The 20,174-nt window shown below is 60.1% G+C and carries 18 protein-coding genes; 10 read left to right on the top strand and 8 right to left on the bottom strand.

Translation table 11 applies throughout. From position 1 onward, the window contains the following. Positions 1–4: 4 nt before the first annotated feature. Positions 5–841, top strand: coding sequence for a regulatory signaling modulator protein AmpE (gene ampE / locus ACODS3_RS01065; protein ID WP_489032886.1), 837 nt, complete (start codon positions 5–7; stop codon positions 839–841). 6 nt (positions 842–847) lie between these two features. On the opposite strand, the gene ACODS3_RS01060 is transcribed toward ampE, so the two are convergent. Continuing rightward, complete coding sequence (locus tag ACODS3_RS01060) at positions 848–1,642, bottom strand: TatD family hydrolase (RefSeq protein WP_201018811.1); 795 nt, start codon at positions 1,640–1,642, stop codon at positions 848–850. Next, on the bottom strand, positions 1,639–2,634 hold the full coding sequence (gene cra, locus ACODS3_RS01055; protein ID WP_201018776.1) for a catabolite repressor/activator: 996 nt from the start codon (positions 2,632–2,634) through the stop codon (positions 1,639–1,641). Before cra ends, ACODS3_RS01060 begins: the two co-directional genes overlap by 4 nt. 337 nt (positions 2,635–2,971) lie before the next feature. Here cra and ptsP point away from each other — a divergent pair, with 337 nt between their 5' ends. The 6 genes from ptsP to ACODS3_RS01025 all read left to right on the top strand — a co-directional run bounded on the left by ptsP (position 2,972) and on the right by ACODS3_RS01025 (position 11,959). Continuing rightward, the gene (ptsP, locus tag ACODS3_RS01050; protein WP_489032884.1) at positions 2,972–5,839 is read left to right on the top strand and encodes a phosphoenolpyruvate--protein phosphotransferase; all 2,868 of its coding nucleotides are present in this window, start codon (positions 2,972–2,974) and stop codon (positions 5,837–5,839) included. Further along, positions 5,839–6,780, top strand: coding sequence for a 1-phosphofructokinase (gene pfkB, locus ACODS3_RS01045; RefSeq protein ID WP_489032882.1), 942 nt, complete (start codon positions 5,839–5,841; stop codon positions 6,778–6,780). Before ptsP ends, pfkB begins: the two co-directional genes overlap by 1 nt. A gap of 12 nt (positions 6,781–6,792) precedes the next feature. Next, positions 6,793–8,532 (top strand): PTS fructose-like transporter subunit IIB, encoded by a 1,740-nt coding sequence (locus ACODS3_RS01040; RefSeq protein ID WP_489032880.1) that lies wholly within the window; start codon positions 6,793–6,795, stop codon positions 8,530–8,532. Between the two features lie 80 nt (positions 8,533–8,612). Beyond that, on the top strand, positions 8,613–10,169 hold the full coding sequence (locus tag ACODS3_RS01035; RefSeq protein ID WP_489032878.1) for an alkaline phosphatase D family protein: 1,557 nt from the start codon (positions 8,613–8,615) through the stop codon (positions 10,167–10,169). A 191-nt stretch (positions 10,170–10,360) separates the two neighbouring features. Beyond that, positions 10,361–10,819, top strand: a complete 459-nt coding sequence (locus ACODS3_RS01030) for an REP-associated tyrosine transposase (RefSeq protein ID WP_304575545.1) — start codon at positions 10,361–10,363, stop codon at positions 10,817–10,819. A gap of 198 nt (positions 10,820–11,017) precedes the next feature. Beyond that, positions 11,018–11,959, top strand: a complete 942-nt coding sequence (locus tag ACODS3_RS01025; protein ID WP_201018781.1) for an AEC family transporter — start codon at positions 11,018–11,020, stop codon at positions 11,957–11,959. Here ACODS3_RS01025 and ACODS3_RS01020 read toward each other — a convergent pair. The 6 genes from ACODS3_RS01020 to gatC all read right to left on the bottom strand — a co-directional run bounded on the left by ACODS3_RS01020 (position 11,956) and on the right by gatC (position 17,123). Further along, positions 11,956–12,339: a carboxymuconolactone decarboxylase family protein gene (locus ACODS3_RS01020; RefSeq protein WP_201005813.1), complete on the bottom strand. Its 384-nt coding sequence runs from the start codon at positions 12,337–12,339 to the stop codon at positions 11,956–11,958. The genes ACODS3_RS01025 and ACODS3_RS01020 overlap by 4 nt on opposite strands. A 16-nt stretch (positions 12,340–12,355) precedes the next feature. Further along, positions 12,356–13,387: a calcium/sodium antiporter gene (locus ACODS3_RS01015; RefSeq protein ID WP_201018812.1), complete on the bottom strand. Its 1,032-nt coding sequence runs from the start codon at positions 13,385–13,387 to the stop codon at positions 12,356–12,358. A gap of 53 nt (positions 13,388–13,440) precedes the next feature. Then, positions 13,441–13,809 (bottom strand): septal ring lytic transglycosylase RlpA family protein, encoded by a 369-nt coding sequence (locus tag ACODS3_RS01010; protein ID WP_201005812.1) that lies wholly within the window; start codon positions 13,807–13,809, stop codon positions 13,441–13,443. 102 nt (positions 13,810–13,911) lie between these two features. Beyond that, the gene (gatB, locus tag ACODS3_RS01005) at positions 13,912–15,357 is read right to left on the bottom strand and encodes an Asp-tRNA(Asn)/Glu-tRNA(Gln) amidotransferase subunit GatB (RefSeq protein ID WP_201005811.1); all 1,446 of its coding nucleotides are present in this window, start codon (positions 15,355–15,357) and stop codon (positions 13,912–13,914) included. 12 nt (positions 15,358–15,369) lie between these two features. Further along, positions 15,370–16,821, bottom strand: a complete 1,452-nt coding sequence (gene gatA / locus ACODS3_RS01000) for an Asp-tRNA(Asn)/Glu-tRNA(Gln) amidotransferase subunit GatA (RefSeq protein WP_201005810.1) — start codon at positions 16,819–16,821, stop codon at positions 15,370–15,372. A gap of 14 nt (positions 16,822–16,835) precedes the next feature. Then, a complete protein-coding gene (gatC, locus tag ACODS3_RS00995) occupies positions 16,836–17,123 on the bottom strand; it encodes an Asp-tRNA(Asn)/Glu-tRNA(Gln) amidotransferase subunit GatC (protein WP_201005809.1) in 288 nt (95 codons plus the stop codon). A 208-nt stretch (positions 17,124–17,331) separates the two neighbouring features. Here gatC and mreB point away from each other — a divergent pair, with 208 nt between their 5' ends. The 3 genes from mreB to mreD all read left to right on the top strand — a co-directional run bounded on the left by mreB (position 17,332) and on the right by mreD (position 20,159). Continuing rightward, positions 17,332–18,369, top strand: coding sequence for a rod shape-determining protein MreB (mreB, locus tag ACODS3_RS00990; RefSeq protein ID WP_002555108.1), 1,038 nt, complete (start codon positions 17,332–17,334; stop codon positions 18,367–18,369). A gap of 184 nt (positions 18,370–18,553) precedes the next feature. Then, positions 18,554–19,675, top strand: a complete 1,122-nt coding sequence (gene mreC, locus ACODS3_RS00985; protein ID WP_201005883.1) for a rod shape-determining protein MreC — start codon at positions 18,554–18,556, stop codon at positions 19,673–19,675. Continuing rightward, positions 19,668–20,159: a rod shape-determining protein MreD gene (gene mreD, locus ACODS3_RS00980; RefSeq protein WP_201005807.1), complete on the top strand. Its 492-nt coding sequence runs from the start codon at positions 19,668–19,670 to the stop codon at positions 20,157–20,159. The genes mreC and mreD overlap by 8 nt, the downstream gene beginning before the upstream one ends. The last annotated feature ends 15 nt before the right edge of the window (positions 20,160–20,174 follow it).

Raw genomic sequence — 20,174 nt, 5'->3', positions numbered from 1 at the left:
AGCAATGAGTTTTCTGGTGTTGCTGCTGGCAGTCTGGGTCGAAAAATTCTCGGCACTGCGTCAGCGTGTACAACGTGACGGGGCTTGGCTGAAGGAGTTGGCCAGGCTTGAATCAAGTCCGCGAACCGCCTCTCGCCCGTGGGTCATCCTGGCCCTGCTGATCCTGCTGCCGCTTCTGATATTGCAACTGGCGCTGACCATCGTCGGCTCGGTTGCTTACGGCTGGCTGGCATTGCCGATCCACCTTCTGGTGCTGATCTACAGCCTTGGCCGTGGCGATCTGCTTGCTGCGTTGGGACCCTTTCGTGATGCCTGCCGGCGTGGCGACGAACAGGCCGCCGTGCATGTGGCTGAAAGAGACATGGGCGTGTTGGCGGACAATGGCGAGCAACTGCTGGAGGGCGTTCAAGGTTACATGCTCTGGCAGGCTTACCAGAGTTTCTTCGTCGTGATCTTCTGGTACTTCCTGCTGGGGCCTGTTGCTGCACTGGCTTACCGCCTGCTGGCGCTGGCGGCCGAAAATGGCAAGACCCAGGCCTTGGTAGAGCGGGCGACACAATTGCGGCATGCCTTTGACTGGATACCGGTCAGGTTGCTGGCGGCCAGTTTCGCACTGGTGGGCAACTTCGTTGCAGTCAGCCGGGTGATGCTGCATGAACTGCTCAACTGGAACATCAGCGCCGCACAACTGATTACCCGTATCGGCCGCGTTGCCAGCGAGGTTCCGGCACCTGTCATGGGCGCTGATGGCGTGACCAGCCTCGATCTGCTCTGGGAGTTGCTGATACGCGCCGCAGTGGTCTGGTATGCGGGTTTTGCGCTGTGGACATTGTTGATCTGAGTCAGCTCATTCGCGAGCAGGCCACCCGAACAACTCACAGGCATTGCGCGTACTCACTTGCGCTAACTGCTCCGGGCTGACTTTCAACAGCCCGGCCAGCGCCCGGGATATTTCCGGCAAATGCTCTGGACTATTGCGCTGATTCGGATACATCGCCGGAGCCATGTCCGGTGAGTCGGTTTCCAGCACAATGCTTTCCAGTGGTAACTCGGCGATGACCCGATGCATGCGTAACGCCTGTGGCCAGGTCGCTGCACCGCCAAGGCCGAGCTTGAAACCCAGCCTGATATATTCCCGAGCCTCCTCTCGACTGCCGGCAAATGCATGGATGATCCCGCTGCGTTTGAGCTTGTGACGCTTGAGTGTCGCGATCACATCGGCGTGGCTGCGTCGCACATGCAACAGCGCTGGCAGATCGAAATCAGCGGCCAGTTGCAGCTGCGCCTCGAAGACTTGCTGCTGGCTGTGGCGGTCCAGGTTTTCAACGTAGTAATCCAGACCGATCTCGCCCACCGCGCACAACCGGGAATTGCCCTTCAGGCGCGTCAACCAGTCGCCCAGTTCGTTCAAGTGCTCGGGGCGATGCTCGTCGATGTAGATAGGGTGCAGGCCGAACGCCGCATACAACTCTGGATGCTCTTGGGTCAAATCCCACAAACGTTGCCAGTTACGCTGATAAACCCCCAGAACCACCATGCGCTCCACGCCCAATACGCGGCAGTTATCCAGAACCTGAGCCCGATCGGCGTCGAAGTCCGGAAAGTCCAGGTGGGTGTGGGTGTCGATCAGCGTCACCGTCAGGCCTCGTGAATGCGTTGCTTGAAGGTTCGCACGATGGCATGCACGCCGGGTTGATATTGGTTGTTCTCGATGGCGGCCAGTGCCAGTTGCAGGGCTTTTTCGGCAATCAACTGATGCTGCTGGGCCATGGCATTGACCGGCAACGGCAGGAAGTCCAGCAACTGGGTATCACCGAATGTGCCCAGATGCAGTTGCGCCGGGTTGAGTTCCTGGCTTTGCAGCACATCGAAAACCCCCTGCAGCAACACGTAGGATGTTGTGATCAGCGCATTGGGCAGGTGACCCAGGCGTTGCAGCATGTCGTTCATCAAACGCTGGCCGCACTCGCGGCTGAAGGACTGGCCATGTTCAATCGTGGTCGTGCCGGTAAAGCCATCGAGCGCATGCCGGAACCCCTCCGCGCGTGCCTGGCTGACACTCAGCTCAGGTCGTGCTCCGAGCAAGGCGATATGTTCGGGATGGGTCTGGAGCAGGCTGCGGGTCAGTTGCAGGCTGGCGTCGTGGTCGTCGCTGACCACCGAGCAGAAGAACTCGGGGTTCATTTCCCGGTCAATGGCGATGATTGGCAAGCCTTTGTTCTGCAATTCCCGGTAACTGTCGTCACTGGCGGGCAGGCAACTGGCGACCAGCAACGCATCGCAGCGGCGGGCACGGAAGACTTGCAGCAGTTGTTGCTCACTGATGGGGTCGTCGTCGGAACTGGCGATCAGTAACTGATAGCCATGGGCGCGGGCTCCTTGCTCCAGCAACTTGGCGATACGGGCGTAACTGGGGTTTTCCAGATCCGGCAGGATGAACCCCAGGGTGCGGCTGTGACGGCTGCGCAAGCCTGCGGCTTGAGGGTTGGGGCGAAAGTCATGTTGTTCGACCACCGCCTTTACACGCTCGACGGTCGCAGGGCTGATGCGTTGTTGTTCGGCCTTGCCATTGATTACGTAACTGGCCGTGGTGACGGAAACACCTGCCAGACGCGCAATATCGCTGAGTTTCACGCGAAAAGTTCCTTTTCGTGGTTGTCTCGAATCAGCGAGGATTTTCGCTGATCGCAGAGCATCTTTACAGCAGACCATAGGGGATGCCCAAGTGCTCGGTCTATTTTACGACGTCTCCTACAGCTATCGGACCGACCGGGCTTCAATGAAAGCCCATAATCGAGTAACGTGCCGTCCAATTGTAGATTAAACGATTCAGCAGGCTGATATTTGCTGCAAATCAAGATGAAAGTGATATCCGACAGGCAGCACTTTCATCACCTAAGCTGTCGATCACTCATGGTCGTCATTAAAACAAGAATCAGGTAGCGCTCTGGCGCTGCACAGGAGTCAAGGCATGCTCGAACTCTCTCTGGAGCAAATATCCATGGGCCGCTCGGCGGTGGATAAGTCTGGCGCATTGCAACTGATCGCAGACCATCTGGTCGCTGACGGTCTGGTTGCAGAGGGTTATCTCAACGGACTGATGAACCGCGAGCAGCAAGGTTCGACCTTCCTCGGCCAGGGTATCGCGATCCCCCATGGCACGCCTGAAACCCGCGATCTGGTATTCACTACCGGCGTGCGCCTGATGCAATTTCCCGAAGGCGTGGACTGGGGCGACGGGCAAATCGTCTATCTGGCCATCGGTATCGCAGCCAAGTCGGACGAACATCTGCGACTTCTGCAACTGCTGACCCGTGCATTGGGCGAAGCGGACCTTGGTCAGGCTCTGCGCGAGGCGAAAACGCCGGAAGATCTGCTCCGGCTGTTGCAGGGCGCGCCTCAGGAGCTGGCCCTCGATGCCCAGATGATCAGCCTCGGCGTATCGGCCGATGATTTTGAAGAACTGGTCTGGCGTGGTGCTCGCCTGTTGCGTCGGGCTGATTGCGTCAACAACGGTTTTGCCGCGATTCTCCAGCAGGTCGAGGCCTTGTCGCTGGGTGACGGCCTGTGGTGGCTGCACAGCGAGCAGACGGTCAAGCGTCCCGGCCTGGCCTTTGTGACACCGGACAAACCCTTGCGCTATCTGGGGCAGCCGCTGACCGGGCTGTTCTGCCTGGCCAGTCTGGGAGAAGGGCACCAGGCATTGCTTGAGCGCCTGTGCTCGCTGTTGATCGAAGGCCGTGGCCACGAATTGGGCCATGCCACCAACAGCCGCGTCATCCTCCAGGCCCTGGGCGGTGAATTGCCTGCCGAGTGGCCGACCCGGCAGATCGCTCTGGCTAACGCCCATGGCCTGCATGCCCGCCCGGCCAAGGTGCTGGCGCAACTGGCCAAGGAGTTTGAAGGCGAGATTCGCGTGCGTGTGCTGGAAACCGGCGAAACCGCAGTGTCGGCCAAGAGCTTGAGCAAGCTGCTCAGCCTCGGCGCACGTCGCGGGCAGACGCTGGAATTCATCGCTGAACCGAGCATCGCGCAAGACGCTTTGCCTGCCTTGTTGGCGGCGGTGGAGCAAGGTCTGGGCGAAGAGGTCGAGCCATTGCCGGTCGCGACCGAGCCGCAACCGGCTCCCCAGAAATCCGCTGTGGCCAAGGCCGTGGTTGCGCCCCTCGATGGCGCCGTGTTGCAGGCTGTCTCGGCTTCGCCGGGCATTGTCATGGGGCCTGCGCATGTTCAAGTGCTGCAAGCATTCGATTATCCGCAGCAAGGCGAATCGGTTGCCGCCGAGCGTGAGCGTCTGCAACAGGCTCTGGTCGAAGTACGCGAGGATATCGAAAGCCTGATCCAGCGGAGCAAGGCCAAGGCCATCCGCGAAATCTTCATTACCCACCAGGAAATGCTCGATGACCCGGAGCTGGGCAACGAAGCCGAACTGCGTCTGAACAAGGGCGAAAGTGCTGCCGCTGCCTGGGCTGGAGTGATCGATGCTGCTGCATCCCGGCAGGAGCAATTGAATGATGTGCTGCTGGCCGAGCGTGCAGCGGACCTGCGGGATGTGGGGCGTCGTGTGCTGGCGCAAATCTGCGGTGTCGAAACCGTGGCGGCTCCGGACGAGCCTTACATCCTGGTGATGGACGAAGTCGGCCCGTCCGACGTGGCACGACTGGACCCGGCGCATGTCGCGGGTATTCTCACTGCGCGTGGCGGCGCAACGGCGCACAGCGCTATCGTGGCTCGCGCCCTTGGTATTCCGGCGCTGGTGGGGGCAGGTGACGAAGTATTGCAGCTCAAGCCAGGCACTGTTCTGCTGCTCGACTGCCAGCGCGGTCGTTTGACTGTCGCACCGGACGAGTCGACCTTGCAGCGTGCGGTTCAGGATCGCGATGCCCGCGAGCAGCGCCTCAAGGCCGCTGCGGCCTTGCGCATGGAACCTGCCGTGACCCGCGATGGCCATGCCGTCGAAGTCTTCGCCAACATCGGCGACAGCACCGGCACGCCAGCGGCGGTAGAGCAGGGCGCCGAAGGCATTGGCCTGCTGCGCACCGAATTGCTGTTCATGGCCCATTCACAGGCGCCTGACGAGGCTACCCAGGAAGCTGAATACCGCCGCGTGCTCACCGACTTGGGTGGCCGGCCTTTGGTGGTCCGTACTCTGGACGTCGGCGGTGACAAGCCGCTGCCGTACTGGCCTATCGACAAGGAAGAAAACCCGTTCCTCGGTGTGCGTGGCATTCGCCTGACCCTGCAACGTCCCGACGTGATGGAAAGCCAGTTGCGTGCCTTGTTGCGCTCAGCCGACAGCGGCCCGCTGCGGATCATGTTTCCCATGATCGGCACTGTTGAGGAGTGGCGTCAGGCGCGTGACATGACTCAGCGTCTGCGAGAGGAGATCCCGGTCAGCGACCTGCAACTGGGGATCATGATCGAAGTGCCTTCGGCCGCCTTGCTGGCACCGGTACTGGCCAGGGAAGTGGACTTCTTCAGCGTCGGCACCAACGACCTGACGCAATACACCATGGCCATCGACCGTGGCCATCCGACCCTTTCCGCTCAGGCTGACGGTTTGCATCCAAGCGTGCTGCAACTGATCGACATGACCGTGCGCGCCGCCCATGCCAATGGCAAGTGGGTGGGCGTTTGCGGCGAACTGGCGGCGGACCCGCTGGCTGTCCCGGTACTGGTCGGGCTGGGTGTGGATGAGTTGAGTGTTTCGGCGCGCAGCATTGGCGAGGTCAAGGCGTGCGTGCGGGAGCTGGAACTGAGTACTGCTCAAAAACTGGCGCAACAGGCGCTGACGGCAGCTAGCGCCGCCGAAGTGCGTGCGCTTGTGGAGGCTTTGTAATGGCGAAGATTCTAACCCTGACCATGAACCCGGCGCTGGACCTGACTGTGCAGTTGGGCAAGCTGGAACTCGGGCAGGTCAATCGCAGCGATGCCATGCTCAGCCATGCGGCAGGCAAGGGCCTGAACGTGGCTCAAGTGCTGGCCGATCTGGGGCATGAGCTGACCGTGGCCGGATTTCTCGGCATCGACAATCAGCAGCCGTTCGAGGCTCTGTTTACCCGGCGAGGTTTTGTCGACGAGTTCGTTCGTGTGCCGGGAGAAACCCGCAGCAATATCAAACTGGCCGAAGGCAGTGGCCGTATCACTGACCTGAACGGTCCCGGCCCGCAGGTCAGCGACGAGGCTCAACAAGCCCTGTTCGCCAGAGTCGAGCAGATCGCTTCCGGTTTTGATGCCGTGGTAGTCGCAGGCAGCCTGCCTCGTGGCGTTACGCCCGAGTGGCTGCAAAAGCTCTTGCTCATGCTCAAGAGTCTTGGCCTCAAAGTGGCGCTGGACAGCAGCGGTCTGGCTCTGCGTGCCGGTCTTGCCGCAGGCCCTTGGCTGATCAAACCCAATACCGAAGAGCTGGCCGATGCGCTCGATGCTCCGATCATCTCCATCGCCGCTCAGGCCGAAGCGGCAACGCGCCTGCGTGCGAAAGGCATCGAGCATGTGGTGATTTCCCAGGGCTCCGAGGGCGTTCACTGGTTCAGCACCGGCACCGCGTTACATTCCCTGCCGCCGAAAGTCACCGTCGCCAGCACCGTGGGTGCCGGGGATTCTTTGCTGGCGGGCATGGTTCACGGTTTGCTCAGCGGTCATGAACCTCAGAAAACCTTGCGCACGGCGACGGCGATTGCCGCCATGGCAGTGACCCAGATCGGTTTCGGCATTACCGATGCCGCCCAACTCAAACGGCTTGAAGGCGGCGTTACTGTGCGCAGCCTGACAGAACAATAAGAGAGGCTCGTGATGAAGTTAGCCATTGTAACGGCCTGCCCGAACGGCAAGGTCAGCAGCGTCCTCAGCGCACGATTGCTTGAAGCGGCAGCTCAGCGTCAGGGCTGGGAAACCAGCGTTGAAATCGTGGATCCGAACAAGTCCGAACAGCACCTTTCGGTGCTGGATATCGAAGCCGCCGATCTGGTGCTGGTGGTCAACACCGGTCCGCTGGACCTGAGCCGTTTTGTCGGCAAGCGCCTGTTTCAGGACACGCCCGCCCATGCCTTGCAGGATGTGGATGCTTTCCTGAAGCGTGCCGTCGATGAGGCCCAAGTCTATGCTGCGCCTGCGGCCGGTGAGGGTGTTGCAGTCACTTCGGGCAGTCAGCCGCGCATCGTCGCCATTACCGCTTGCCCGACCGGCGTTGCTCACACCTTCATGGCGGCCGAGGCGATTCAGCAGGCTGCCAAACGCCTGAACTACGAGCTGCAAGTGGAAACCCAGGGGTCGGTCGGCGCTCGCAACCCGCTTAGCCCGCAAGCCATTGCCGATGCGGACGTGGTGCTGCTGGCGACGGATATCGAGGTCAACACCGACCGGTTCGCAGGCAAGAAGATTTACCGCTGCGGTACCGGCATCGCTCTCAAACAGTCCGAGGCGACCCTGAAAAAGGCCCTGGCCGAGGGGCAGATCGAATCTGCGGGCGAGGCGACCAGGTCGCCGTCCAAAAAAGAAGGGACTGGCGTCTACAAGCACTTGCTGACCGGTGTGTCGTTCATGCTGCCGATGGTGGTGGCCGGTGGTTTGTTGATTGCGTTGTCGTTCGTGTTCGGCATCACCGCGTTCAAGGAAGAGGGCACGTTGGCGGCGGCCTTGATGCAGATCGGCGGCGAGGCTGCATTCAAACTGATGGTGCCGTTGCTGGCCGGCTACATCGCCTACTCCATTGCAGACCGTCCGGGGTTGGCACCAGGCATGATCGGTGGTTTGCTGGCCAGTACGCTGGGTGCCGGTTTCATTGGCGGTATCGTGGCCGGTTTCCTGGCCGGTTACAGCGCACAGTTGATCAACCGCTATGCGCGCTTGCCCGCGAGTGTCGAAGCGCTCAAGCCGATCCTGATCATTCCGCTGCTGGCGAGCCTGTTCACCGGATTAGTGATGATCTATGTGGTGGGCAAGCCGGTTGCGGGCATGCTCGCCAGCCTGACCACTTTCCTGGACAGCATGGGCACCACCAACGCGATTCTGCTGGGCGTGCTGCTCGGTGCGATGATGTGCGTGGATTTGGGTGGGCCGATCAACAAGGCTTCCTATGCGTTTTCCGTAGGTTTGCTGGCGTCCCAGAGTTACGCCCCCATGGCGGCTGCCATGGCCGCCGGTATGGTGCCGCCGATCGGCATGGGCATCGCCACGATCCTGGCGCGCCGCAAGTTCGCACAAAGCGAGCGCGAGGCAGGCAAGGCCGCGTTCGTGCTGGGGCTGTGTTTCATTTCCGAAGGCGCGATCCCCTTTGCTGCCAAGGACCCACTGCGCGTGATTCCTGCCAGTGTTATCGGCGGTGCGTTGACCGGTGCCTTGTCGATGTACTTCGGTTGCAAGCTGATGGCTCCGCATGGCGGCCTGTTCGTGATGCTGATCCCCAACGCCATCAACCATGCGTTGCTTTACCTGCTGGCGATTGTCGTCGGCAGCGTGGCGACCGGTGTGATCTATGCGCTGCTCAAGCGGCCTGAAGTGGTGGAGATGGAACTGACCAAAGCCACCGCCTGATAGCTGTTGGAGCGGGTTGTCATCTCTCTCCAACATTCCCCTGCTAGGTTTCCCCTTTCCCATCTTGAAAGGGGTTAACCATGAGCCAGTTCGATCTCAAGCGTCGTCGTGTCATTCAGGCTGTTGGCGCAGGTTTCCTGTTGCCAGGTCTGGCCCCCGCAGTCATTGCCTCGGTGCAGGATCGCCCGAAGGTGACCGACGGCGTGCAGTCCGGGGATCTGCTGGGGGATCGGGCGATGGTCTGGAGCCGCAGCGACCGGCCATCGCGCATGGTGGTGGAGTGGGACACCCGCAGCATGTTCACCAACCCGCGTCGGCTGGTGTCGGCGCTGGCCGATCAGCGTACCGACTTCACGGCTCGGGTCGAGCTGAGCGGCCTGCCTGTCGATCAGGCGATTTTCTACCGCGTTCATTTCGAGGATGCCCAGTCGGGTGTCGCCAGCGAACCCTGGTTCGGCCATTTGCGCAGCATGCCGCAACAGCGCCGTGACATCCGTTTTGTGTGGAGTGGCGACACCGTCGGCCAAGGCTTCGGCATCAACCCGGACATTGGTGGCATGCGTATCTATGAAGCCATGCGCCTGCGCTTGCCTGACTTCTTTATCCACAGCGGCGACACCATTTACGCCGACGGCCCGATCCCGGAGCAGATCACGACTGAAGGCGGGCGTATCTGGCGCAACATCACCAGCGAAGCGAAAAGCAAGGTCGCAGAGACGCTGGACGAGTATCGCGGCAATTACCGCTACAACCTGATGGACGAAAACCTGCGCCGCTTCAATGCCGAGGTGCCGCAGATCTGGCAATGGGATGACCATGAGGTCACCAACAACTGGTCGCCCAGCAAACAGCTGGATGATCGTTACAAGGTCAAGGACATCCAGTTGCTGTCAGCTCGCGGGCGGCAGGCCTTTCTGGAATACGCGCCCATGCGTTTGCAACAGGCCGATAACGGTGGTCGCATCTACCGGAAGATTCCTTACGGCCCGATGCTCGATGTGTTCGTGCTGGACATGCGCAGTTATCGCGATGGCAACGATGCGAACCTGGCAGACAAGCCGGGGCCAACCACTGCTTTTCTGGGGCGTGAGCAACTGGACTGGCTCAAGCGCGAACTCAAGGCTTCCAGTGCTCAATGGAAAGTCATCGCGGCAGACATGCCTATCGGCCTTGGTGTCCCGGATGGGGAAGTCAGCCCCGGTGTGGCACGTTGGGAAGCCATCGCCAACGGCAACGATGGCCCGGCCTCGGGGCGTGAGCTGGAAGTCGCCGAACTGCTTGCCTTTCTTCGTGCGCAAAAGATCCGTGATTGCGTCTGGCTGACCGCCGATGTCCACTACTGCGCGGCACACCACTATCAACCTGACCGCGCCGTGTTCCAGGATTTCGACCCGTTCTGGGAGTTCGTGGCTGGCCCGCTCAACGCCGGCAGCTTCGGCCCCAACCCGCTGGACAAGACCTTCGGCCCGGAACTGGTCTTCCAGAAAGCCCCGCCCGCACAGAACACCTCACCCTTTGCCGGGTTCCAGTTTTTCGGGGAAGTGAACATCGATGGGCAAACCGCAGAGATGACCGTAACCCTGAGAGATCTGGATGGTGTGTCGGTGTTTGAGCGCAAGTTGCAGCCTGTTACTTAAAGTCCCTGTCGCCAGCAAGCTGCCTCCCACAGGATTGGATTCATCCCCAGCTTCAGTGTGCACTTCATACCTCTGTGGGAGGCAGCTTGCTGGCGACAGCACTTCGACACACACAGTAAAACCATAAGTCCCCTGAAAAAGATCTCTGGATAGTAGATTCGGAATCTACTCGTTAAGAAAAGGGCAAAGGAATGCCTGAAAAATCACACTCACGAAATTTGCGTAAAGGCCGCTTCTCCGGAAGAGGGCAACTCTATCTGGTGACTGCAACCACGCTCGGTCGGGAGCCGGTATTTACGGATTGGCTTCTCGGTCGCCTGCTCGTGAATGAGTTGAGACATGTTCATGAAATGGAGCTTGTTCACTCACTGGCCTGGGTTGTGATGCCTGATCACTTGCATTGGCTATTTGAGTTGCGCACAGACTCACTGCCGCGAGTCATGCAGAGGGTCAAATCCAGAAGCACAATAACGTTGAACAAAGCCAGCAAGCGCACAGGTCGGCTTTGGCAAGATGGATATCACGATAGGGCCATACGACGGGAGCAAGATATCCTTGCCGTTGCGCGCTACATCGTTGCAAATCCTGAACGCGCAGGCTTGGTCAACAACATCCGGGAATATTCGCTCTGGGATGCTGCATGGATTTAGTGCTGCCTGAGCCTCAGTCGTCGCCAGCAAGCTGCCTCCCACAGGTTTGGATTCATACCCTGCTTCAGTGTGCACTTCATACCCCTGTGGGAGGCAGCTTGCTGGCGACAGCGGTGTGACGAACTGAAATTCCTTGCAACACCTTTCCCCCTGCTGGCTTATGATGAGGTCACCTTACGACAGGACCGGGTCTGCGGCATGCTGGCTATTTTTCTTGAAACCCTGAACATTACCGCGCCTGTGTTTGCCATGTTGTTCCTGGGTGTGGTCCTCAAGCGTATCCATGCGATCAATGATGGTTTCATCGTTGTGGCGTCGAGCCTGGTGTTTAACGTCACCATGCCGGCTCTGCTGTTTCTGGGGATCATTCACGCCAATCTGAACGAGGCACTGCAACCCAAGCTGCTGGTTTTCTTCAGCCTCGCGACTCTGTTGAGCTTCGCAGCTACGTGGGGCTGGGCGATCTGGCGTTGCCCTCGGGAGGATCGGGGCGTTTACGTTCAAGGTGCGTTTCGCGGTAACAATGGTGTGGTGGGGCTGGCGCTGGCCGCCAGTATGTATGGCGCATACGGTATTTCGCTGGGTGCGATTCTCGCGGCCTTGGTCATTGTGTTCTACAACGCACTCTCGACCATCGTGCTGGCGGTCTACAGCCCGGTCATCAAGTCCGATCCGTGGAGTGTGTTCAAGAGTGTTCTGGCCAATCCACTGATCATCAGTGTCATCGTCGCTTCGCCTTTCGCCTATTTCAGCATCGGCCTGCCCAAGTGGCTGGAAACCTCCGGCAGCTATCTGGCGCAGATGACTCTGCCGCTGGCGCTGATCTGTATCGGTGGCACGCTGTCGCTGGCGTCCTTGCGCAAAAGCGGCGCGCTGGCGATCAGTGCAAGCATGGTGAAAATGGTCTGGCTGCCATTGATCTGCACTTTTGCAGCGTGGCTGGTGGGCTTTCGCGGTGCTGAGCTGGGGATTCTGTTCCTGTACTTCGGCAGCCCGACGGCGGCAGCCAGCTACATCATGGCTCGCACCGCCAATGGCAATTACGAGCTGGCCGCCGCGATTATCGTCATCACCACCCTGGCGGCGGCGGTGACGACCAATATCGGGATTTTCCTGTTGCAGTGGGGCGGCTGGATCTAGTCGGCTTTCTGATAGGCGTCTATCACTTCCTGTGCCGAGCGGAACGCTTCGATAGCGGCGGGCACCCCGGCATACACAGCGCAATGCAGCAGGGCTTCGCGAATTTCTTCCACGGTGCAGCCGTTGTTCAGGGCACCACGCACATGACCTTTGAGTTCCTGTGAGCACTTGAGCGCAGTCAGCGTCGCCAAGGTAATCAGGCTGCGGGTTTTCAGGTCCAGACCTTCGCGTTGCCAGACGCTACCCCAGGCGTGTTCGTTGACGAAATCCTGCAGTGGCTGACTGAACTCGGTGGCGTTGCCCAGCGCACGGTCGACGAATACATCGCCCATGACCTGACGCCGCATCTGTTCGCCCTTGCCGATTGTCTTGTCTGTCATGGCGTTTCCCCCTGGGTCAATGTTGGCGCCGCCAGGCCTTCACGATGCCGAAGGCAACCGCGGTGCCGAGCAGCGGCAGGATGAACTGGATCATCAGGTGTTCAAGCCTTTCAGCCAGCAGCATGCCGGTACTGAACGACACGATATGCAGCCCGTAGGTCAGATACAACGCCAACAGCAGCAGCCCCTCAAGGCGGGTGATGCGATAACCGGCGTAAAACAGCGGCAGGCAGAGCACGGCGACGCCGAGCATGATCGGCAGGTCGAAAACCAGCGCGTTGGGAGATATCGTCAATGGCACAGGCGAGATCAGGGCAGTCAGGCCCAGTACGCCCAGCAGGTTGAACAGGTTGCTGCCGATCACATTGCCCACTGCGATATCCCGCTCGCCGCGCAGTGCGGCGATCAGGGAAGTCATCAGGGCTGGCAGCGAGGTAACGATGGCGATCAGTGTCAGGCCGATGATGCGCTCGGACAGCCCCAGATTGATCGCGACCACCACCGCCGCATCCACCAGCAGATGGCCGCCAGACGCCAGCAACAGCAGGCCGCAGACCAGCAGGGCAATGCAAGTCAGTGAACGGGGTTTTTCGGTGCTGTGCGTGTGGCCATGACGTGCGCCATGACTGGCCTGGCGCAGGACGATAACAAGACAGGCCAGCAGGGCACCCAACAGCAACACGCCATCGAACTTGCTGAACTCGCCATTCCAGGACAGACCGATGACCAGCAGGCTGGCCCCGATCATCAGCGGGATATCGATGCGCAAGACCTGGCGGGCGACCCGCAGCGGAATGATCAGGGCGCACAGCCCCAGCGTCACCAGCACATTGAAGATATTGCTGCCTATGACACTGCCTACGCCAATGTCGGTACTGTCGGAAAACGCGGCTTGCAGGCTGACTGCCATCTGCGGCGCGCTACTGCCCAGGGCGACAACGGTCAGGCCGATGATCAGCGGACGAATATTGAGGATGGAGGCCATGCGTACGGCGGCGCGTACTGACAGCTCGGCGCCGATCAGTAAAAGTAGAAGACCACTCACCAGCTGGATGAGTGCGGGGGCGGGAAGGTTCGATAGCTGGATAATTCCGGGTGTCCTCAGTCGAGGCTCTGGACGCGCACTGGCGCGGTTCCGCTGCGCAGCATGCCCAGTTGCTCGGCCGCTTCGCGGGATACATCGATCAGCCTCCCTCGAATGTGAGGGCCACGATCGTTGATACGCAAGACAACGCTCTTGTCGTTGTCCAGGTTGGTGACTTTGACGCGCGTGCCGAAAGGCAGCTCGCGATGGGCTGCGGTCAAGGCATTCTGATTGAAAGGTTCGCCACTGGCGGTACGTTTGCCGTGATGTCTGGCGCCGTAATACGAGGCCCTGCCGGTTTCGTCGTAGCCGTGAGGATCGATGTCATGACTGGCGCAACCGGCCAGCAGTGTGAGCAGGGAGCAGGCAGTGAGAAGTCGGCGCATCGGTCAGATCCTGTGATGCCTGTTTAACCATGTAGGAGCGGATTCATCCGCGAAAAGCCCGGAATAAGACTTTCGCGAATAAATTCGCTCCTACGGCTTGAGTTAGCCTTCGAGCTTGGCCTTCAGCAGTTCGTTCACTTGCTGCGGGTTGGCCTTGCCTTTGGAGGCTTTCATCGCCTGACCAACGAAGAAACCGAACATCTTGCCGCGCTTGGCTTCGTCTGCGGCGCGGTACTGCTCGACCTGCTCGGCATTGGCGGCGAGCATTTCGTCGAGCATCGATTCGATGGCACCGCTGTCGGTAACCTGCTTCAGGCCACGCTTCTCGATGACTTCGTCGGCGCTGCCTTCACCATTGGCCATGGCCTCGAACACCATCTTGGCGATCTTGCCGGAGATTGTGTTGTCCAGGATGCGCTTGAGCATGCCACCCAGTTGCTCGGCGCTGACCGGCGACTCTTCGATTTCCAGGCCTTGCTTGTTCAGCAGGCTGCCCAGTTCGACCATGACCCAGTTGGCCGCCAGCTTGGCGTCGCCGCCGATGCTGACCACTTGCTCGAAGTAGTCGGCTTGCTCGCGGCTGGAAGCCAGCACGCTGGCGTCGTAGGCCGACAGACCGAACTGGCTCTGGAAGCGCTCGCGTTTCTGCGGCGGCAGCTCCGGCAGGGTGGCGCGGGTTTCGTCGAGGAACGAGTCTTCGATGATGACCGGCAACAGGTCCGGATCGGGGAAGTAACGGTAGTCGTTGGCTTCCTCCTTGCTGCGCATGGCACGGGTTTCGTTGGTGTTCGGGTCGTACAGGCGAGTCTGCTGGATGACCTTGCCACCGTCTTCGATCAGGTCGATCTGGCGCTGGATCTCGCTGTTGATCGCCTTCTCGATGAAGCGGAACGAGTTGACGTTCTTGATCTCGCAGCGAGTACCGAATTCGGCCTGGCCCTTGGGGCGAACCGACACGTTGCAGTCGCAACGCAGCGAGCCTTCGGCCATGTTGCCGTCGCAGATGCCCAGGTAGCGAACCAGCGCATGGATTGCCTTGACGTAAGCCACGGCTTCCTTGGCGCTGCGCATGTCCGGTTCGGACACGATTTCCAGCAGCGGAGTGCCGGCGCGGTTCAGGTCGATGCCGGTCATGCCGCTGTAGTCTTCGTGCAGGCTCTTGCCCGCATCTTCTTCCAGGTGAGCGCGGGTAATGCCGATGCGCTTGACCGTGCCGTCTTCAAGGGTGATGTCCATATGGCCCTTGCCGACGATCGGCAATTCCATCTGGCTGATCTGGTAACCCTTGGGCAGGTCCGGGTAGAAGTAGTTCTTGCGGGCGAACACGTTGTGCTGACCGATTTCGGCATTGACCGCCAGGCCGAACTTGACGGCCATGCGCACGGCTTCCTTGTTGAGCACCGGCAACACGCCCGGCATGCCCAGATCCACAAGGCTGGCCTGGGTGTTGGGCTCGGAGCCGAACGTGGTGGCGCTACCGGAGAAAATCTTCGATTGGGTCGAAAGCTGGGTGTGAATCTCCAGCCCGATGACGACTTCCCATTGCATATTAATTGCTCCTCAGAAGCCTTCAGGTGTGCGTGTGTGCCAGTCAGTGACTTGCTGATACTGATGGGCCACGTTCAGCAGACGGCCTTCCTGGAAATACGGCGCAAGCAATTGCACACCGACCGGCAGGCCGTCGACGAAACCTGCTGGCATGGACAAGCCCGGCAGACCCGCAAGGTTGGCGGTGATGGTGTAGAAGTCTTCCAGATATGCAGAGACCGGGTCGTTGTTCTTGGCACCGATCTTCCAGGCCGGGTTTGGCGTGGTAGGGCCGAGAATCACGTCGACTTCGGCGAAGGCGTTCATGAAGTCGTTCTTGATCAGGCGACGGATCTTCTGCGCTTGCAGGTAGTAGGCGTCGTAGTAGCCAGCCGAGAGCGCATAGGCACCGACCATGATGCGACGCTGTACTTCAGGGCCGAAGCCTTCGGCGCGGGAGCGCTTGTACAGATCGGTCAGGTCCTTGGGCTCTTCGCAGCGATAGCCGAAACGTACGCCGTCGAAGCGCGACAGGTTGGATGAAGCTTCTGCCGGAGCGATGACGTAATAGGCTGGAATCGCATGCTGGTTGTTCGGCAGGCTGATTTCCTTGACGATCGCGCCGAGCTTTTCCAGCTCCTTGACGCTTTCGTGTACCAGTTGCGCGATGCGTGGGTCGAGGCCGGCGCTGAAGTATTCCTTCGGCAAACCGACACGCAGGCCCTTGAGCGAGGTGTTGAGGCTGGCGGAGTAATCCGGCACAGGCTCATCGATACTGGTGGAATCCTGCGGATCGAAGCCGGCCATGCCTTGCAGCAGCAGGGCGCAGTCTTCGGCGGTGCGCGCCATTGGGCCTGCCTGATCGAGGCTGGAAGCGTAGGCGATCATGCCCCAGCGGGAAACACGGCCATAGGTCGGTTTCAGGCCGGTGAGGTTGGTCAGTGCAGCGGGCTGGCGAATCGAACCGCCGGTGTCGGTGCCGGTGGCAGCAGGCAGCAGGCGTGCAGCAACTGCCGCAGCCGAGCCGCCGGACGAACCGCCTGGTACGTGTTCCAGGGCCCAGGGGTTTTTCACCGCGCCGTAGTAGCTGGACTCGTTGGCCGAACCCATGGCGAATTCGTCCATGTTGGTCTTGCCAAGTGTCACGGTGCCCGCGGCCGCCAGTCGGGCAACCACGGTTGCGTCATACGGTGCCTTGAAGTTGTCGAGCATGCGCGAGGCGCAACTGGTGCGGATACCCTGGGTGCAGAACAGGTCTTTGTGTGCCAGAGGCGCGCCCAGCAAGGCGCCATTCTCACCGGCAGCGCGGCGTGCGTCTGCGGCCTGGGCCTGAGTGATGGCCAGGTCTTCGGTCAGGGTGATGAAGCTGTTGAGCTGAGGGTCGAGCTGCGCGATGCGCGCCAGCAGGACACGGGTCAGTTCTTCGGAAGAAAACTTTTTATCGGCGAGTCCGCGGGCGATCTCGGCCAGAGTCATTTGATGCATGCAGGCTCTTTCCCTTACTCGATGACTTTCGGAACCAGATAAAGCCCGTCCTGGACCGCTGGTGCGATGACTTGGTAAGTATCGCGACGATTGTGCTCTGTAACGGCGTCTTCGCGCAGGCGCTGGGAGGCTTCCAGCGGGTGAGCCAGCGGCTCGATGCCTGTGGTATCGACCGCTTGCATCTGATCGACCAGCCCAAGAATGCTGTTAAGTGCTTCGGTAGTACGCGGGATATCGGCGTCATCCAGGCCCAGTCGGGCCAGATGGGCGATCTTTTCCACGTCGGAGCGTTCAAGCGCCATGGGGTATCTCCAGTGGAATGCTGACGAATCGGGTCTGTCAGCAAATTGCGGAACACCACCGCGTTTGTGCGGTCTTAAAGCCGCAAACGTCGGGGGGCGTGTTCAGAAAACCGCCAATTTAACATATTGGCTCCTTGCCCAAAATCCCTGTCGTTGTTAGAGTTTGCCGCACTTTTTTACCCACGCGTTCCCTAGGGTCCCATATCCCATGTTCAAGAAACTGCGTGGCATGTTTTCCAGTGATCTTTCCATCGACCTGGGCACTGCCAACACCCTTATTTACGTGCGTGAGCGCGGTATCGTTCTGAATGAACCCTCTGTTGTTGCCATTCGTACCCACGGCAACCAGAAAAGTGTCGTGGCTGTCGGTACCGAAGCCAAACGTATGCTGGGCCGTACTCCAGGCAACATCGCAGCCATTCGTCCGATGAAAGACGGCGTTATTGCCGACTTCAGCGTCTGCGAGAAGATGCTTCAGTATTTCATCAACAAGGTTCATGAAAACAGCTTTCTGCAGCCCAGCCCTCGTGTGCTGATCTGCGTGCCGTGCAAGTCCACTCAGGTCGAGCGTCGCGCAATCCGCGAATCGGCTCTGGGCGCTGGTGCCCGTGAAGTATTCCTGATCGAAGAGCCAATGGCCGCTGCCATCGGTGCCGGTCTGCCGGTCGAAGAAGCCCGTGGCTCGATGGTCGTCGATATCGGTGGTGGTACCACTGAAATCGCCCTGATCTCGCTCAACGGTGTTGTCTATGCCGAATCCGTTCGTGTCGGCGGCGACCGTTTCGACGAAGCGATCATCACTTACGTGCGTCGCAACTACGGCAGCCTGATCGGTGAATCCACCGCAGAGCGCATCAAGCAGGAAATCGGTACAGCCTATCCAGGCGGCGAAGTCCGTGAAGTCGACGTGCGCGGCCGTAATCTGGCCGAAGGCGTTCCACGTGCCTTCACCCTGAACTCCAACGAAGTGCTCGAAGCCCTTCAGGAGTCTCTGGCAACTATCGTTCAGGCTGTCAAAAGTGCTCTGGAGCAATCTCCGCCGGAGCTGGCTTCCGATATCGCCGAACGTGGTCTGGTGCTGACCGGTGGCGGCGCGCTGTTGCGTGACCTGGACAAACTGCTGGCTCAGGAAACCGGTTTGCCGGTCATCGTTGCCGAAGACCCGCTGACCTGTGTGGCGCGTGGTGGTGGTCGTGCGCTGGAAATGATGGATAAGCACACCATGGACCTGCTCTCCAGCGAGTAATTCGCCGGGGCGCTGTTCATAGGGGTCTTTTGTATGCAGGTAGCGCTTGTGCTACCTGTATGCGTTAGGCTGACGCCGAAACAAGGTGCCTATTTCTTTCATCTGTCCAGGCCGGTTCCATACCGCATGAATAACAGCCAATTGAAGCTCGATCCTTTGATCGCATGCCCGGGAGGAGCGGCCTATTAAACCGCTTTTCGCAAAAGGCCCATCGCTGGGCGTACGTCTGCTGGTGCTGGTCGTGCTGTCGGTCGCGCTGATGGTGGTGGACGCACGCTTCTCGCTGCTCAAGCCCGTGCGCAGTCAGATGTCGCTGGTCTTGATGCAGGCCTACTGGATCGTCGATCTGCCGCAACGCATGTTTCAGGGGGTTGCCAGCCAGTTCGGCAGCCGTACCGAGCTGATCGCCGAAAATGAAAAACTCAAGACCGAAACCCTGCTCCTGCAAGGTCGCCTGCAAAAGCTGGCGGCACTGACCGAGCAGAACGTTCGCCTGCGTGAGTTGCTCAACTCCTCGGCACTGGTCAACGAGAAGGTCGAGGTCGCCGAACTGATCGGCATGGACCCCAACCCCTTCACTCACCGCATCATCATCAACAAGGGCGAGCGCGATGGCGTTGTCCTTGGCCAGCCGGTGCTCGATGCCCGTGGTCTGATGGGGCAGGTGGTCGAATTGATGCCTTACACCTCGCGTGTCCTGCTGCTGACGGACACCACCCACAGCATTCCCGTGCAGGTCAACCGCAACGGCCTGCGAGCCATCGCCAGCGGCACCGGCAACCCGGAGCGTCTGGAACTGCGGCATGTGGCGGATACCGCAGACATCAAGGAAGGTGATCTGTTGGTCAGTTCCGGCCTGGGGCAGCGTTTCCCGGCGGGCTATCCGGTGGCGACGGTCAAGGAGGTCATTCATGACTCCGGGCAGCCATTTGCCATTGTTCGCGCCGTTCCCACTGCGGCCTTGAATCGCAGCCGTTACCTGCTGCTGGTGTTCTCCGATGGCCGTTCGCCGGAAGAGCGTGCCGCCGATGCGGCTCAGGCGCAGGAATCTCTTGAGAAAGGCATCGAGCCGACAGTGGCGCCAACGATTCCGCCGCTGTCACCTGCTTTCCCGATGGTGCCGGTACCAGCGATTCCGTCGTTCCCGACCAGCACCACCCACGCCAGGCCTGCCGCCCACGGTACTTCGGCTCCGGCCGCAGCCCCGGCGACTCAGCAGGCACCGGCACGACCTGCCGCAAGACCCGCTACGTCTCAGCCCCCGGCGTCTACACCTTCCAACACTCGGGAGCGAATCGATGGTTAGTCATGTCTCCGGGCGCAATGGCTGGGTTGTCTGGCTCACGTTCGCCATTGGTCTGCTGCTGAGCATTTCGCCTCTGCCGCAGTTCATGGAAATCTTTCGCCCGCTGTGGCTGGCGTTGCTCCTGAGCTTCTGGGTCCTGGCTCTGCCGCAAAAGGTCGGCATGACCACTGCCTGGCTGCTGGGCCTGATGGAAGATGTGCTATACGGCAATTATCTGGGGCAGAACGCCTTGATCCTGACGCTGATCGCGTTTCTGGTCATGTCTTTGCAGCAACGTCTGCGCATGTTCCCCATGTGGCAGCAATGCCTTGTGCTGCTGGTGGTCTTTGGTCTGGCACAGCTTGCCCAGTTGTGGATCAGCGCCTTGAACGGCAATCGCCAGCCAACGCTGGCTCTTGTCCTGCCCGCATTGGTCAGCGCCTTGTTGTGGCCATGGGTGAGTTATGGGTTACGTGGGTTGCGCAAGCGTTTGAAAATCAACTAAGCGCAGCCTGAGCGC

It is taken from the genome of Pseudomonas sp. FG43, from assembly GCF_057809175.1.
The sequence above is the reverse complement of the archived record's forward strand: the minus strand, read 5'-3'. Positions and strand labels throughout refer to the sequence as shown.